Here is a 16,517-nt window from a genome sequence, read left to right as displayed (position 1 = left end):
GGCGGGGTCAGTAGCCGAAGTTCTGGGTCCACCAGGGGCCGCCGGAGCCGAAGTGGACTCCGACCCCCAGGGTCTGGAAGTCGCAGTTCAGGATGTTGGCCCTGTGGCCCGGGCTGTCCATCCAGGCGTCCATCACGGCCTGGGCGTCGGCCTGCCCGCGGGCTATGTTCTCGCCGCCGAGGTTGCTTATCCCGGCTGCCTCGGCCCGGTCCCAGGGGGTCGCTCCGCTGGGGTCGGTGTGGTCGAAGAAGCCCTGTGCGGCCATGGCTTCGCTGAAGTCCTCGGCCAGTTCGCGCAGCGCGCTGTTCGCGGCCACCGGGCTGCAGCCCACCTTGGCCCGCTCGTCGTTGACGAGCTTGAGCACCTGGGCCTCGGCGACGGCCCGGTCCGACGCGGTGGGGGGTGCGGCGGGCTGCTCGGGCTCCTTGTCGGCCGGACGCGACGGAGTGGGCTTCGGCTGCGTGCTGGGAGTCGTCTCCGGCTTCGTCGCCCTCGACGGCGTCTCGGCCGGGGCGGCGGGCTTCTTCGACATCGATGCCGAGGGCGAGGACGGCGAGGACGGCGACGCGGACGAAGAGGGCGCAGACGGGGACGACGCGGACGAGGAGGACCCGGAAGGGGCGGAGGACCGGTCGGTGCCGCGGCTCGCGGCGTCGGCGCCGCGGCCGGCGTCGGCGCTGCCGGAGGTGCCGCCCTGCTCGGACGGGGTGCTGGTCGGCGCGTCCTGGGCCTGCGCCCGCCCGCCCGCATCGCTGCTGGTGCCGCCGCCGATCCGGTAGTTGTCGAGGCCGGGCACCGCGCCCGTGGCCACCACCACCGTGCCGATGGCCACCGCTGCGGACACGCCGAGCAGACCGGTGCGGACCGGGGGGACGCCCTTCCTCTTGCGGCGGCGATGCGCTCCCGCGCGCGGACCCTCGTCGGGGGCGAACCCCTCGCTCGGGAAGGGGACCGTGCGGCCGGCCCGCGGCCGGCCGTCGCCTGTGCCGCCGTCCGGGTCGTCGGGCGCGTACAGATAGGCGTCGCTCTTCGCGCGGACCTCGGCGTACGCCTCCGGGTTCAGGTAGGGCGCGATCCCCATCTCGGAGCGGTCGCCCGGGACCTGCGGGTCACGGCCCCGCCCCGCGGCGCCGTCCGCCCGGTGGCCCTCCGCGGCGCGGCCGGCGGCGGAGCGTCGGTGGCGTCCCATGTTCTGGCCTTCCTCGTCCTCGTCTTCGCGGTCCGCGTGGTCCGCGCGTCCGCATGGTCTTCGCGGCCCTCGCGCCGAAGGCGTCCGCGCGGTCGCTCCGCGGTCGACGCATCCCCAAGATCAACACGCAACCCACACGTTCGAGTGAGTTTCAGATGCGATTCATTGGGTGGGGACGGTACCGCATGGCGCAAGGGGGTGAAGTGTCCGGCGAGACATTGACTGGTTAGCCTGCACCCATGAGCGAGGAAGCAAGGCTGGTCGCGTGGGTGCGCGGGCAGGTCCAGGGCGTGGGATTCCGCTGGTTCACGCGGGCCACGGCGCTGGAACTCGGCGGGATGAGTGGCTTTGCTCTCAATCTGGCCGACGGGCGCGTCCAAGTGGTCGCGGAGGGCCCGCGCGAGCGCTGCGAGAGACTGCTCGACTGGCTGCGCGGTGACGACACGCCCGGACGTGTGGACGGCGTCACCGAGATCTGGGACACACCCCGCGGCGGCTACGAGGGCTTCGCCATCCGCTGACACCGCGCCGCTCGGAGACCTCACGGCGTCCCGTGAGATCGCTCCCGCGAGGTGTCCGAGGCGAAAAGGAGCAGGTGGTTGCCAAGAACGGCGTCACATGGCAGGCTCCGGACCCAAGATTGATCGCCACGCCCCCAGGGGCCCGCAGGAGTCGCCACGTCGCCGTTCCCAGGCCGCGTGCCCCCGGGCGCCCGTCAATGCGGGGCGTGATCGTGTTGACCGTCAAACTTTTTGGTGAGACGCTGAAAGCCCCGCGCACCTTAGCTGTTTGGCATGGTTGAACGGCAGGAAAAACTCCAAAGTGCCAAGCACCGCGGGTGCGATTCCCTCACGACCCACACCGCTTCGGTCGGTCACTCATTGTGGAGGACCATCCATCATGGCAAAGGCGCTTCTCGGTTACGTCGGCGGCTCCGACCCGCGACTCCTCGCCGAGATGCGACGGCTCCAGCAGCGTGTCCAGGACCTGGAATCCGAGCTCGGACGGATCCAGGCGGAGAACGACGCTCTGGCGGCTGCCGCTTCTCACGACAGGATCATGGAGAGCATGGAGAGCGTTGACGCACACCAGGCGGAGCCTGCGCTCACCTGATCACTGCATCGCTCCACCACGGCACTGCAGGGGTTGAGCCCGTCCGTACAACCGCTCAGGTGTCAGAGTCTGCAAGGGACGCTTCGGCGTCCCTTCTTTCTTGCCCCCGTCCCACCGTCCGGGTCCGCGCCGTCCGGTCCCTGCCCGTCCGGCCCGCCCTTTCCTCCCCCGCGCATCCTTTCACCCTCTTCAACGTCTGATGTGCCCTGCGCGTTCACGTGTGAAACCGCGGCGGTTCACCGGTTCATGGAGTGAGACACCCGCGAAAGGTAGAGTCCGGCGGCGTGCACCTGAAGGCCCTGACGCTCCGCGGATTCAAGTCGTTCGCCTCGGCGACCACGCTCCGGTTCGAACCGGGCATCACCTGCGTCGTCGGTCCGAACGGCTCGGGCAAGTCCAACGTGGTGGACGCGCTCAGCTGGGTCATGGGTGAACAGGGCGCCAAGTCGCTGCGCGGCGGCAAGATGGAGGACGTCATCTTCGCCGGCACCACCGGCCGCCCGCCGCTGGGCCGCGCCGAGGTGTCCCTGACCATCGACAACTCCGACGGGGCGCTGCCCATCGAGTACGCCGAGGTCACCCTCACGCGGATCATGTTCCGCAACGGCGGCAGCGAGTACCAGATCAACGGCGACACCTGCCGGCTCCTCGACATCCAGGAACTGCTCTCCGACTCCGGCATCGGCCGCGAGATGCACGTCATCGTCGGCCAGGGCCAGCTCGACTCCGTCCTGCACGCCGACCCCATGGGCCGGCGGGCGTTCATCGAGGAGGCCGCCGGTGTCCTCAAGCACCGCAAGCGCAAGGAGAAGGCGCTGCGGAAACTGGACGCGATGCAGGCCAACCTCGCACGCGTGCAGGACCTCACCGACGAGCTGCGCCGCCAGCTCAAGCCCCTGGGCCGGCAGGCGGCGGTGGCACGTCGGGCGGCCGTCATCCAGGCCGACCTGAGGGACGCGCGGCTCAGGCTCCTCGCCGACGACCTCGTACGGCTGCGCGAGGCGCTGCAGGCCGAGATCGCCGACGAGGCCGCGCTGATGGAACGCAAGGAAGCCGCCGAGCGGGAACTGGGCAGGGCGCTGCGCCGCGAGGCGGACCTGGAGGACGCGGTGCGCCGGCTCACCCCGCGCCTCCAGCGTGCCCAGCAGACCTGGTACGAACTCTCCCAGCTCGCCGAGCGGGTCCGCGGGACGATCTCGCTGGCCGACGCCCGGGTGAAGAGCGCCACGTCCGCGCCCCCTGAGGAACGCCGCGGCCGCGACCCGGAGGAGCTGGAGCGCGAGGCCGCCCGCGTGCGCGAGCAGGAGGCCGAACTCGAGGCGGCCCTGGAGGCCGCCGAGCGCGCCCTGGAGGACACGGTCGCCCACCGCGCCGACCTCGAACGCGAACTGGCCCTGGAGGAGCGCCGCCTCAAGGACGCCGCGCGCGCCATCGCCGACCGCCGTGAGGGGCTGGCCCGGCTCAGCGGCCGGGTCGGCGCGGCCCGTTCGCGCGCCGCCTCGGCCCAGGCCGAGATCGAGCGGCTGGCCGAGGCACGGGACGAGTCCCGGGAACGTGCCGCCGCCGCCCAGGAGGAGTACGAGGCGCTCCGGGCCGAGGTCGACGGCCTCGACGCCGGCGATCGGGAACTCGCCGAGCGGCACGACGCCGCCAAGCGGGAACTGGCGGAGGCGGAAGCAGTGCTGGGCGCCGCCCGGGAGGCGGCCACCGCGGCGGAACGGGAGCGCGCGGCGACACAGGCCCGCCACGAGGCGCTCGCGCTCGGACTGCGCCGCAAGGACGGCACCGGGGCGCTGCTCGCCGCCAAGGACGAGCTTTCCGGTCTGCTCGGTCCGGCCGCCGGGCTCCTCACCGTGGCGTCCGGTCACGAGGCCGCCCTGGCCACCGCCTTCGGCGCCGCCGCCGACGCCCTCGCCGTCACCTCCCCGACGGCCGCCGCCGACGCCATCCGCCTGCTGCGCAAACAGGACGCCGGCCGGGCCGCCCTGCTTCTCGCCGGCGACCCCGACGGCGTACCGGAGGAACCGCGGAGCGACGGGGCGTCGTACGCCGCCGACCTGGTCCGGGGCCCGTCCGATCTGATGCCCGCCGTCCAACGGCTGCTGCGCGGGGTCGTCGTCGTCGACACCCTGGAGGACGCCGAGGACCTCGTTCGCGCCCGGCCCGAGCTGACCGCCGTCACCGCCGAGGGCGACCTGCTGGGCGCGCACTTCGCCCAGGGCGGGTCCGCCGGAGCGCCCAGCCTGCTGGAGGTCCAGGCGTCCGTGGACCAGGCTGCCGCCGAACTGGAGGAGCTGGGCGTGCGGTGCGGGGAACTGGCCGAGGCACAGGACGTGGCCGTCGAGCGGCGCCGGGCGTGCGCGGCACTCGTCGAGGAGCTGGGGGAGGGGCGCCGGGCCGCAGACCGGGAGAAGTCGGCCGTCGCCCAGCAGCTCGGCCGGCTGGCGGGACAGGCGCGGGGCGCCGCCGGGGAGGCCGAGCGGTCCGCTGCCGCGGCGGCCCGGGCGCAGGAGGCGCTGGACGAGGCGCTGACGGAGGTCGAAGAACTGGCCGAGCGTCTCGCCGTTGCCGAGGAGATGCCCGTCGAGGAGGAGCCCGACACCTCCGTGCGCGACCGGCTCGCCGCCGACGGTGCCAACGCCCGCCAGACCGAGATGGAGGCCCGCCTCCAGGCCCGCACCCACGAGGAGCGGGTCAAGGGCCTCGCCGGGCGCGCCGACTCCCTGGACCGGGCCGCCCGCGCGGAACGCGAGGCACGCGCGCGTGCCGAACAGCGGCGGGCCAGGCTGCGGCACGAGGCGGCCGTCGCGGAGGCGGTCGCCGCCGGCGCCCGGCAGCTGCTCGCCCACGTCGAGGTCTCCCTGGCCCGGGCCGACCGGGAGCGCGCCGCCGCCGAGGCCGCCAAGGCCCGGCGCGAGCAGGAACTGACCGCCGCGCGCACCGCCGGACGCGATCTCAAGGCGGAACTCGACAAGTTGACGGATTCAGTGCACCGGGGCGAGGTACTCGGCGCCGAGAAACGGCTGCGGATCGAGCAGCTGGAGACCAAGGCGCTGGAGGAACTCGGTGTGGAACCGGCGGGGCTCGCGGCCGAGTACGGCCCCCATCAGGAGGTGCCGCCCTCGCCCCCCGCCGAGGGCGAGGAGCTGCCGGACGACCCGGAGCACCCGCGCAACCGCCCACGGCCCTTCGTGCGCTCCGAGCAGGAGAAGCGGCTGAAGGCCGCCGAGCGTGCCTACCAGCAGCTCGGCAAGGTCAATCCGCTGGCCCTGGAGGAGTTCGCCGCGCTGGAGGAACGGCACCAGTTCCTCGGTGAGCAGCTGGAGGACCTGAAGAAGACCCGCGCCGACCTGCTCCAGGTCGTCAAGGAGGTCGACGAGCGCGTCGAGCAGGTCTTCGCCGAGGCCTTCCGGGACACGGCCCGGGAGTTCGAGGGCGTCTTCGGCCGGCTGTTCCCGGGCGGTGAGGGGCGGCTGATCCTGACCGACCCCGACCACATGCTCACCACGGGCGTGGACGTCGAGGCCCGGCCGCCGGGCAAGAAGGTCAAGCGGCTCTCGCTGCTCTCGGGCGGGGAGCGCTCGCTGACCGCCGTGGCGATGCTCGTGTCGATCTTCAAGGCGCGGCCCAGCCCGTTCTACGTCATGGACGAGGTCGAGGCGGCGCTCGACGACACCAACCTGCAACGGCTGATCCGGATCATGCAGGAGCTTCAGGAAGCCTCGCAGCTGATCGTGATCACGCACCAGAAGCGCACGATGGAGGTTGCCGACGCCCTGTATGGCGTGTCCATGCAAGGCGATGGTGTGTCGAAGGTCATCAGTCAGCGGCTGCGGTAGCTCTGAGCGGGATCGATTCAACTCTTGAACGCGGAACTCGGTTCCGCATCTCCAAACTCACACCTGTCGCCCTATTGACTTCGAAACTTGAAGGCATAGTCTCTGCAACGTTGCTTTTACCTTCAGGTCCCTTTTTGTGGCACCTCGAAGGCGAACCACCCCGGCAGCGTTGCCGGTAGCCCGAGGAGTACACGTGGCCAGCACATCGCAGGCATCCCCATCAGGAGCCAGGACGGCTCACCCCGATCATCTCGGGCACGTCATCTTCATCGCGGCGGCGGCCGCGATGGGCGGTTTCCTGTTCGGTTACGACAGTTCCGTGATCAACGGCGCCGTCGAGGCCATCCGGGACCGCTACGACGTCGGCTCCGCGGTGCTGGCCCAGGTCATCGCGATCGCGCTGATCGGCTGTGCCATCGGCGCGGCGACCGCGGGCCGCATCGCCGACCGCATCGGCCGCATCCGCTGCATGCAGATCGCGGCGGTCCTCTTCACCGTCAGCGCCATCGGTTCCGCCCTGCCCTTCGCGCTGTGGGACCTCGCCATGTGGCGTGTGATCGGCGGCTTCGCCATCGGCATGGCCTCGGTGATCGGCCCCGCCTACATCGCCGAGGTCTCCCCGCCCGCCTACCGCGGCCGGCTCGGCTCCTTCCAGCAGGCGGCGATCGTCATCGGCATCGCCGTGTCGCAGCTGGTCAACTGGGGCCTGCTGAACGCCGCCGGCGGCGACCAGCGCGGTGAGCTGATGGGCCTGGAGGCCTGGCAGGTCATGCTGGGCGTCATGGTCATCCCGGCCATCCTCTACGGCCTGCTCTCCTTCGCCATCCCGGAGTCCCCGCGCTTCCTGGTCTCCGTCGGCAAGCACGAGCGCGCCAAGGAGATCCTCGAAGAGGTCGAGGGCAAGGACGTGGACTTCGACGCCCGCGTCGCCGAGATCGAGCACGCCATGCACCGCGAGGAGAAGTCGTCCTTCAAGGACCTGCTCGGCGGCACCTTCTTCTTCAAGCCGATCGTCTGGGTCGGTATCGGCCTGTCGGTCTTCCAGCAGTTCGTCGGCATCAACGTCGCCTTCTACTACTCCGCGACGCTGTGGCAGTCGGTCGGTGTCGACCCGACGCAGTCGTTCTTCTACTCGTTCACGACGTCGATCATCAACATCGTCGGCACCGTGATCGCGATGATCTTCGTCGACCGCGTGGGCCGCAAGCCGCTCGCCCTCATCGGCTCGGTGGGCATGGTCATCGGCCTGGCGCTGGAGGCCTGGGCCTTCTCCTTCGACCTGGTCGACGGCAAGCTCCCGGCCACGCAGGGCTGGGTCGCCCTGATCGCCGCCCACGTGTTCGTGCTCTTCTTCGCCCTGTCCTGGGGTGTGGTCGTCTGGGTCTTCCTCGGCGAGATGTTCCCGAACCGGCTCCGCGCCGCCGCCCTGGGCGTGGCCGCCGCGGCGCAGTGGATCGCCAACTGGGCCATCACCGCGAGCTTCCCGTCGCTGGCCGAGTGGAACCTGTCCGGCACGTACGTGATCTACACGATCTTCGCCGCGCTCTCCATCCCCTTCGTCCTGAAGTTCGTGAAGGAGACGAAGGGCAAGGCCCTGGAGGAGATGGGCTGACCCGCCCGTCCCCGGGAGGTACCCGAGCCCGGGGAGAGGAGCCAAGTCCCCGCCGCCCCTCTCCCCGCATCGTGCCGCCGCCCCCGTCCGGTCACCCTCCGGACGGGGGCGGCGGTGTGCGTCGTGGGGGTGCGTCGGGGCGGGCGACGGCCGTGCTCCGCCGGGCGGCGACCGGGGCACTGGCCGGAGGGACCGGATGGATCTATGAGGCCGATGGACCAACGGCCCCGGTGCCCGCGTGTCTGGGTGGCTCCGCCGACCGGTCGCCCGGTCGCTCAGCTGCCCGGTTGCCCGGTTGTCCGGTCGCCCGAGCACCCGGCCGCCCGAGCACCCGGCCGCCCGGCAGCGCCGGGGGTCGGGGCACGCGGGCCACCCGGTGGCCGTCCGGCGGGTGGTGCGGGACGACGTCGTCCCGGGGACGGCCGGGGAACGGCGCCGCCGGGCAGGGGGCCGGTCTCGCGGCGGGCGTACGAGGGGTGTGCGGGGACGAGGATTCGGGCCTGTTTCGCCCACGGGTACGGGACAGGGCCCGCTCGGAACAGGTCCACGGCGATGCGGGCGGGCCCACGGCGACTCGGACGGGTCACGGCGCCGTGGGCGGGCCCACGGCCAGGCGGACAGGGCAACGGCCACGCGGACGGAACCACGGGTACGCGGACACGTCACGGCCCGCAAGCCGCCACCAGCCGGCCGTGCCCCGACGGTCGACGCCCCCTCGCCAGGTCGGGCGAAGGAGGCGCCGGCCGTCGGAGGGCGTCAGCGCGTCGCGGCGTCAGACGGTCACGGGCTCCGGCTGCTCGGCCGGCGCCGCGGGCGCCGCCGGGACGACGACCGCCGGCTTCGGCAGCACGACGTACAGCAGGCCGGAGATCACCACCGTGGCGACCCAGCCGAGTCCGTACTCGCCGATGACGTTGTTGGACGCGAGGGGGCCGGTGAACCAGTCGGACGTCGTGAACATCAGGCCCGCCACCAGGCCGACCGCCCAGGCGACGACGGCGGCGGGGGAGAAGCCGCCGCGGTACCAGTAGGCGCTGGTGCGCCCCGTGTCGGCCAGGGCCTCGCCGTCGTACTCCTCGCGGCGCAGCATGTCCGCGCCGAAGACGCCGACCCACGCCGAGAAGGCGACCGCGAGCAGTGACAGGAAGGCGATGAAGGAGCCCATGAAGCTGGTCGCCACCAGCATCAGTACGCCACCGAAGAACAGCGAGATCACGGCGTTGACCGAGACCGCCCAGTGCCGCGGGATCCGGAAGCCCAGGGTCTGCGCGGTGAAGCCGGCCGAGTACATCGACATCGAGTTGATCAGCAGCATGCCGATCAGCGCGATCAGCAGGTAGGGCACCGCGATCCAGGTCGGCAGGATCTCGCCGAGGAAGGAGACCGGGTCGGCGGCCGAGGCCAGGTCGGGCGTGGAGACGGCCATGACCACCCCCATCAGGACCATGGGCAGGACGACGATGCCGGCACCGCCGACCGTCACGCCCACGATTCCCTTGGAGGAGGCCGTGCGCGGCAGGTAGCGGGTGAAGTCCGGGGCGGACGGGATCCAGCTGACGCCACCCGCGGCGATCAGGCCGATGCCCGTGATCATCGCGGCCACCGAGCCGGCGGAGCGGTCGAAGACCGCGGACCAGTCGGTGTCGACGACCAGGTGGCCGAGCACCAGCACCGAGAAGGCGCCGAAGAGGTACGCCGCGTACTTGTTGCACTTCTGCACGGCGTTGATGCCCAGCCCGGAGATCGCGAAGGTCGCCACGACGAAGGCGAGCAGCGTCGCCATGTCCAGCACGCTGTCGGCCCGTATGCCGAACACGATGTCCAGCACGGTGAGCAGGGCGTAGGCGCCGGTCACCGCGTTGATCGTCTCCCAGCCCCAGCGGGCGACCCAGATCAGCGAACCCGGCAGCAGATTGCCCCGCTGGCCGAACACGGCCCGGGACAGCGCCATACCGGGTGCCCCACCGCGCTTGCCGGCGATGCCGATCAACCCGACCAGGCCGTACGACAGGACCGGCGCGGCGCCCGCGACGACGAGGGCCTGCCAGAAGTTGAGCCGGTACGCCACGACGAGGCTCGCGCCCATCGTGAGCAGCAGCACGCTGATGTTGGCGCCGACCCAGGTCGGGAAGAGTTCGCGGGTCCGGGCGGTGCGCTCGCCGTCGGGCACCTGCTCGATGCCACGGGTTTCCAGGGCGCCTTCGGTCTCGGCGGTCTTGCTCATGTGGGGGGTCCGTGCCTCGATCGTGGGAGAAGAGGGGGCGGTCGGGACTCTACGCGCGTTGATGCGTCTCTTCCATCGTACTTTGCTCCGACTCCTTCCCTCCAGGGGCCTTTGTCCCTCGGAGGAAGACACAAGGAGAGGCCCCGGGGGTCCATGGCCGATACTGGACGGGTTATGGAAATCGTCATCCTTGCTGTAGTCATCGCCGTGGTCGTGATCGGCGCGCTCGGCGGGCTGATCGTGGGCAGTCGCCGTAAGAAGCAGCTGCCTCCGCCGCCTCCCGCCGCGCCCGACATCACCGCCCCTCCGGCCGAGCCGCACGTCGGCGAAGAGGCCGAGACGCCGCGCGACGAACCGCGCCGGACGATAGAGGAGGTCGACCTCCCGGACGGCGGCACCGCCACCGTCGAGGAGCCGCCCGTCGTCGAAGAGCTCGAGATCCCGCAGATCGAGGTTCCCGAGCCCACCGCCGGCCGTCTGGTCCGGCTCCGTGCCCGCCTCTCCCGCTCGCAGAACGCCCTCGGCAAGGGCCTGCTCACCCTGCTCTCCCGGGAACACCTCGACGAGGACACCTGGGAGGAGATCGAGGACACGCTGCTCACCGCCGACGTCGGTGTGCTGCCCACCCAGGAGCTGGTCGAGCGGCTGCGCGAGCGTGTGAAGGTGCTCGGCACCCGCACGCCCGCCGAGCTGCGCGACCTGCTGCGCGAGGAACTGATCACCCTCATCGACCCCGACATGGACCGCGAGGTCAAGACCGAGCCGCCTGGCGGCAAGCCCGGCATCGTGATGGTCGTCGGGGTCAACGGCACCGGCAAGACCACCACCACCGGCAAGCTCGCCCGCGTCCTGGTCGCCGACGGCCGCAGCGTCGTCCTCGGCGCCGCCGACACCTTCCGGGCCGCCGCCGCCGACCAGCTCCAGACCTGGGGCGAGCGGGTCGGCGCCCACACCGTGCGCGGCCCGGAGGGCGGTGACCCGGCCTCCGTCGCCTTCGACGCCGTCAAAGAGGGCAAGGAGATCGGTTCGGACGTCGTGCTCATCGACACCGCCGGCCGCCTGCACACCAAGACCGGCCTCATGGACGAGCTGGGCAAGGTCAAGCGGGTCGTGGAGAAGCACGCGCCGCTGGACGAGGTGCTGCTCGTGCTCGACGCCACCACCGGGCAGAACGGCCTGATCCAGGCCCGGGTCTTCGCCGAGGTCGTCGACATCACGGGGATCGTCCTCACCAAGCTGGACGGCACGGCCAAGGGCGGCATCGTGGTCGCCGTGCAGCGCGAGCTGGGCGTGCCGGTCAAGCTCATCGGGCTCGGTGAGGGCGCGGACGACCTGGCACCCTTCGAGCCCGCGGCGTTCGTGGATGCCCTCATCGGCGAGTGACGCCACCCGTCGGCACCCGGCCCCGCGCCGGCTCACACACACGCGCGTACGTGGAAGCGCCCGCCCCCGTCATCCCGGGGGCGGGCGCTCTGCCGTGGGCGTCCGAGGGCCGCGCGCCGGGCGGGCCCGGGCGCGGGGCCGACGGGTCCCGGTGCGGTAGCGGGGTGGGCTGTGCGTGCCCCGCGGCGGCGGAGGTGTTGGGCCTCGACGCCCCGGGGCGGATCGCAGCCGTCTCGGAGGCTCAGGGGGACGCGTGCACCGGCCGTTGGCCCGGTGGCCGGCGTGGGGCAGGGGCGCGCATGCGAGGGGGAGGAGCCTGCCCCTCCTGGCCCGGGCCGACGCCGTCGTGCTGTCGTCCTGCGGTCTTGCGGTCCTGCGGTCCTGCGGTCCTGTGGCGGTCCGGGGCCGGTGCTGTGGAGCTGACGTGCCGCCCCGCGGCCCCGCGGCGGGCCCGGACCCGACGGCTACCCGCGCGAGCGATGGGCCACGTACGCCAGGGTCCCCAGCAGCAGCCGGGCCACCGGCGGCCTGGTCGCCGAGTCGAGGGCCGGTGGGCGCAGCCAGCGCACCGGGCCGAGGCCCGCGCGGTCGGAGGGCGGAGCGGTGACGTACGTACCACGGCCGAGGCCGCGCAGGTCCAGGGCGGACGGGTCGTCCCAGCCCATGCGGTAGAGCAGACGGGGCAGTTCGGCGGCGGCGCCCGGGGCGACGAAGAAGTGGGCCCGGCCCTGCGGGGTCGCCGCGACCGGTCCGAGCGGGAGGCCCATGCGCTCCAGCCGGGCCAGCGCCCTCAGCCCGGCGGGCTCGGCCACTTCGATCACGTCGAACGTCCGCCCCACCGGCAGCATCACCGAGGCCCCCGGGAACCGCGCCCAGGCCTCGCTCGCCTCGTCCAGCGTCGCGCCGGCGGGCACCTGAGGCGCGAAGTCCAGGGGATGCGCGCCCGGGGCGGGGCAGTCGCCGCGGCCGCACGAACAGGCGCCCGCGGCGGCCCGGGCCCCGGGCACCACGTCCCAGCCCCACAGCCCGGTGAACTCGGCGACGACGGTGCACTCCGACGCGCGGCCGCGGCGTCGCGCACCGGACCGGAAGTCGCGCATGCCCCGGCTGCTGCCGATGCCGATCGTGAAGCCCATGCCCCCTCCAACGGGTCCGACGCAGCGGCGGTTACGCAGCGGACGTGAAGCGTGACTCTCTGTATTCCAACTCCCCACTGTGGCGCGGTTCAGGCAGCGTGCGGAAGCACTCCGGGTGGTGTGCCCGACCGTGCGCGCCCCGGTGTGCACCGCTGCGCCGACTCCGAGTTGGTTCATGTCGAGTGAATCGCGTCCAGGCCACCGGGAGTTCATTCGAAGGGGTGGCGAATGGTGGCGATTCCGTAATCGCCAGGGTCGGCGCGTGATCGTAGGATTACTTTGTGTGCATGAAGCCGTGAGGTGCCTGCGCGCGTGGGTATGCCGGAGGCAACACGGCTTTCCGTTCGAAGGGTGACAACCGGCGGACGGAGGGCCCCAACCACCGGCATTCTGATAGGGCTTGGCGCACTCGGCGACAGGTGGTCTCAGGGATGGGGGCGTTCCAGTGAGCGGCAACGGCGGAAGCGGTACGGGCGCGGGAAGCGCTTCGCACGCTGACAAGCGCCCCAACGAGCTGCTCACTTCGTGGTTCGCCCGCAGCGGCTGGTCCAAGGGCGAGCTGGCCCGCCAGGTCAACCGCCGGGCACGCCAGTTGGGCGCCAACCACATCTCCACGGACACCTCGCGCGTGCGCCGCTGGCTCGACGGCGAGAACCCGCGCGAGCCGATCCCGCGCATCCTGTCCGAGCTGTTCTCCGAACGCTTCGGTGTCGTCGTCTCCGTCGAGGACCTGGGCCTGCGCTCCACCCGCCCCGCGCCCTCCGTGACCGGCGTCGACCTGCCCTGGACGGGCCCGCAAACCGTGGCCCTGCTCAGCGAGTTCTCGCGCAGCGACCTCATGCTGGCGCGGCGCGGCTTCCTCGGGAGCTCACTGGCCCTCTCCGCGGGCCCGTCCCTCATCGAACCCATGCAGCGCTGGCTCGTCCCCTCGCCCCCGGCCGCCTCCCCCGGGCCCGAGTCCGCCTCGGCCTCCGGCACACGAGGGCGCCTGTCCCGGCCGGAGCTGGACCTGCTGGAGTCGACCGCCGTGATGTTCCGCCGCTGGGACGCGCAGTGCGGCGGCGGCCTGCGCCGCAAGGCGGTGGTCGGCCAGCTCCACGAAGTGACCGACCTGCTCCAGGAACCCCAGCCGGAGGCCGCCCGGTCCAAGCTGTTCAAGGTCGCCGCCGAACTCGCCGAGCTGGCCGGCTGGATGTCGTACGACGTGGGGCTCCAGCCCACCGCGCAGAAGTACTTCGTGCTCGCCCTGCACGCCGCCAAGGAGGCCGGGGACCGGCCGCTCGGCTCGTACGTCCTCTCCAGCATGAGCCGCCAGATGATCCACCTCGGCCGGCCCGACGACGCCCTGGAACTCATCCACCTCGCGCAGTACGGCAGCCGGGACTGCGCGAGTCCCCGCACCCAGTCGATGCTCTACGCGATGGAGGCCCGCGCCTACGCCAACATGGGGCAGCCCGGCCGCTGCAAGCGGGCGGTGCGGATGGCCGAGGACACCTTCGCCGAGGCCGACGACTGGGACGAGCCGGACCCCGACTGGATCCGCTTCTTCTCCGAGGCCGAGCTGTACGGGGAGAACAGCCACTCCTTCCGCGACCTCGCCTACGTCGCCGGCCGCAGCCCCGCCTACGCCTCCCTGGCCGAGCCGCTGATGCGCCGGGCCGTGGAGCTGTTCGCCGAGGACGAGGAGCACCAGCGGTCGTACGCGCTGAACCTCGTCGGCATGGCCACCGTGCACCTGCTGCACCGCGAGCCCGAGGCGAGCACCGGCCTGGTCATCGAAGCCATGGGCATCGCCAAGAAGGTCCGCTCCGAACGCGTCAACACCCGCATCCGCAAGACCGTCGACACGGCTGTACGCGATTTCGGCGACCTGGGCGAGGTCATCAGCCTCACGGAACGGCTCGCCGTCGAGTTGCCGGAGACCGTTGAGGCGGTCTGAAACCCACCAGCCCCGGCCGCGGCCGGCCCTCCCGGACTGCCCGACTCGGCTCCCCCTGCCAGGTCATTCGGAGGCCACCGCGGCCGGTTCTCCGTCGCGCGCCCGAGCCGGCGCCGCTCCCGCGGACCCGGTCGCCCGCCGCGGGGGCTGCTCGACCGACGGTTGCGGCGGTCGCCGGGGCGGCTGCGTCACCCAACCGGCGGGCCGGTCCGCGATCCGGCGGTTCACCGACGCGTAACACGCACGGCGTCTTCGTCACGGCGGCGAAACAACGAGGGGCGCCCACCGAAACCGCGCTGCGTCAATCTCATGGCGCATAACCGGCCCACCCCTCATTCCGCTCAGGCTTCGCCCGCACGGGGCCGTACCAACGACGAGGAGACGCCGATGGCTCCAGCCATCACGCTTGCCGCAGAGACGGAGCTCTCTGCCGCCAACACAGGCTTCATGCTCATCTGCTCCGCCCTGGTGATGCTGATGACGCCGGCCCTGGCCTTCTTCTACGGAGGCATGGTCCGCGTCAAGAGCACCCTGAACATGCTGATGATGAGCTTCATCAGCCTCGGCATCGTCACCGTCCTGTGGGTGCTGTACGGCTTCTCCATGGCGTTCGGCACCGACACCGGCGGCATCGTCGGCTGGAACTCCGACTGGCTCGGCCTCAGCGGCATCGGCCCGAGCGAGCTGTGGGACGGCTACACCATCCCGGTCTTCGTCTTCCTGGTCTTCCAGCTGATGTTCGCGGTGCTCACACCCGCCCTGATCAGCGGCGCCCTCGCCGACCGCGTGAAGTTCACGGCCTGGGCGCTCTTCATCACCCTGTGGGCCACGATCGTCTACTTCCCGGTCGCCCACTGGGTCTGGGGCGCCGGCGGCTGGGCCTTCGAACTCGGCGTCATCGACTTCGCCGGCGGTACGGCCGTGCACATCAACGCCGGTGCCGCCGCGCTCGGCGTGATCCTCGTCATCGGCAAGCGGGTCGGTTTCAAGAAGGACCCGATGCGCCCGCACAGCCTCCCGCTGGTCATGCTCGGCGCGGGCCTGCTGTGGTTCGGCTGGTTCGGCTTCAACGCCGGCTCGTGGCTGGGCAACGACGACGGTGTCGGCGCGCTGATGTTCGTCAACACGCAGGTCGCCACGGGCGCGGCCGTCCTCGGCTGGCTCGCCTACGAGAAGATCCGCCACGGCGCCTTCACCACGCTGGGCGCCGCCTCCGGTGCCGTCTCCGGCCTGGTCGCCATCACCCCGGCCGGCGGCGCGGTCTCCCCGCTCGGCGCGATCGCCATCGGCGTCATCGCCGGCGTGCTGTGCGCCATGGCCGTCGGCCTGAAGTACAAGTTCGGCTACGACGACTCCCTCGACGTCGTCGGCGTCCACCTCGTCGGAGGCATCCTCGGCTCCCTCCTCGTCGGCCTCTTCGCCACCGGCAAGGGCCAGTCCGACGTCGAGGGCCTCTTCTACGGCGGCGGCCTGGACCAGTTCTGGAAGCAGTGCGCCGGTGTCTTCGGGGTGCTCGCCTACTCGCTGGTCGTCTCCGCCGTCCTCGCCCTCATCCTGCACAGGACGATCGGCATGCGGGTACCGGAGGACGACGAGGTGGCCGGCATCGACCAGGCCGAGCACGCCGAGACCGCATACGACTTCAGCGGCGCCGGGGGCGGTGCCGCCCGGACGACCGCCGCACCGGCCGCCTCCGCGGCCGCGCCGGCCCCGAGCAAGAAGGTGGACGCATGAAGCTCATCACCGCCGTGGTCAAGCCGCACCGGCTCGACGAGATCAAGGAGGCCCTCCAGGCCTTCGGGGTCCACGGCCTGACCGTCACCGAGGCCAGCGGCTACGGCCGCCAGCGCGGACACACCGAGGTCTACCGCGGTGCCGAGTACACCGTCGACCTGGTGCCCAAGATCCGTATCGAGGTCCTGGTCGAGGACGACGACGCCGAGCAGTTGATCGAGGTCGTGGTCAAGGCGGCCCGCACCGGGAAGATCGGCGACGGCAAGGTCTGGTCGGTCCCGGTCGACACGGCCGTACGGGTCCGGACCGGTGAGCGCGGTCCCGACGCGCTCTGAGGCAGCTCGGAAA

At 71.9% G+C, this 16,517-nt stretch carries 11 protein-coding genes; 8 read left to right on the top strand and 3 right to left on the bottom strand.

Annotated elements, in window-relative coordinates:
- Positions 1-7: 7 nt before the first annotated feature.
- Entirely contained in the window at positions 8-1,189 is a 1,182-nt protein-coding gene (locus tag ACVV2G_RS19865; protein ID WP_453844072.1) for a CAP domain-containing protein, read from the bottom strand.
- Positions 1,190-1,428: 239 nt separating this feature from the next.
- Here ACVV2G_RS19865 and ACVV2G_RS19860 point away from each other — a divergent pair, with 239 nt between their 5' ends.
- The 4 genes from ACVV2G_RS19860 (at position 1,429) to ACVV2G_RS19845 (ending at position 7,753) form a co-directional block, all read left to right on the top strand.
- Positions 1,429-1,710, top strand: coding sequence for an acylphosphatase (locus ACVV2G_RS19860; RefSeq protein WP_453844071.1), 282 nt, complete (start codon positions 1,429-1,431; stop codon positions 1,708-1,710).
- Between the two features lie 379 nt (positions 1,711-2,089).
- On the top strand, positions 2,090-2,302 hold the full coding sequence (locus ACVV2G_RS19855; protein WP_003973418.1) for a hypothetical protein: 213 nt from the start codon (positions 2,090-2,092) through the stop codon (positions 2,300-2,302).
- A gap of 284 nt (positions 2,303-2,586) precedes the next feature.
- Entirely contained in the window at positions 2,587-6,141 is a 3,555-nt protein-coding gene (smc, locus tag ACVV2G_RS19850; protein ID WP_453844070.1) for a chromosome segregation protein SMC, read from the top strand.
- Positions 6,142-6,334: 193 nt separating this feature from the next.
- A complete protein-coding gene (locus ACVV2G_RS19845) occupies positions 6,335-7,753 on the top strand; it encodes a sugar porter family MFS transporter (protein WP_453844069.1) in 1,419 nt (472 codons plus the stop codon).
- 772 nt (positions 7,754-8,525) lie between these two features.
- Here the strand turns inward: ACVV2G_RS19845 and ACVV2G_RS19840 are convergent.
- The gene (locus tag ACVV2G_RS19840; RefSeq protein WP_453844068.1) at positions 8,526-9,977 is read right to left on the bottom strand and encodes a cytosine permease; all 1,452 of its coding nucleotides are present in this window, start codon (positions 9,975-9,977) and stop codon (positions 8,526-8,528) included.
- Positions 9,978-10,151: 174 nt separating this feature from the next.
- Here ACVV2G_RS19840 and ftsY point away from each other — a divergent pair, with 174 nt between their 5' ends.
- Positions 10,152-11,360 (top strand): signal recognition particle-docking protein FtsY, encoded by a 1,209-nt coding sequence (gene ftsY, locus ACVV2G_RS19835; protein ID WP_453844067.1) that lies wholly within the window; start codon positions 10,152-10,154, stop codon positions 11,358-11,360.
- Positions 11,361-11,824: 464 nt separating this feature from the next.
- On the opposite strand, the gene ACVV2G_RS19830 is transcribed toward ftsY, so the two are convergent.
- Complete coding sequence (locus tag ACVV2G_RS19830; protein WP_453844066.1) at positions 11,825-12,496, bottom strand: bifunctional DNA primase/polymerase; 672 nt, start codon at positions 12,494-12,496, stop codon at positions 11,825-11,827.
- 445 nt (positions 12,497-12,941) lie between these two features.
- Here ACVV2G_RS19830 and nsdA point away from each other — a divergent pair, with 445 nt between their 5' ends.
- The 3 genes from nsdA (at position 12,942) to ACVV2G_RS19815 (ending at position 16,504) form a co-directional block, all read left to right on the top strand.
- A complete protein-coding gene (nsdA, locus tag ACVV2G_RS19825; RefSeq protein ID WP_453844065.1) occupies positions 12,942-14,435 on the top strand; it encodes a transcriptional repressor NsdA in 1,494 nt (497 codons plus the stop codon).
- Between the two features lie 387 nt (positions 14,436-14,822).
- A complete protein-coding gene (locus ACVV2G_RS19820) occupies positions 14,823-16,169 on the top strand; it encodes an ammonium transporter (RefSeq protein WP_453844064.1) in 1,347 nt (448 codons plus the stop codon).
- A complete protein-coding gene (locus tag ACVV2G_RS19815) occupies positions 16,166-16,504 on the top strand; it encodes a P-II family nitrogen regulator (protein WP_019328769.1) in 339 nt (112 codons plus the stop codon). Before ACVV2G_RS19820 ends, ACVV2G_RS19815 begins: the two co-directional genes overlap by 4 nt.
- Positions 16,505-16,517: the final 13 nt, after the last annotated feature.

This window comes from Streptomyces sp. JK94, from assembly GCF_053613315.1.
Note: the sequence above shows the minus strand (reverse complement) of the source record. Positions and strands in the feature narration are given on the sequence as shown.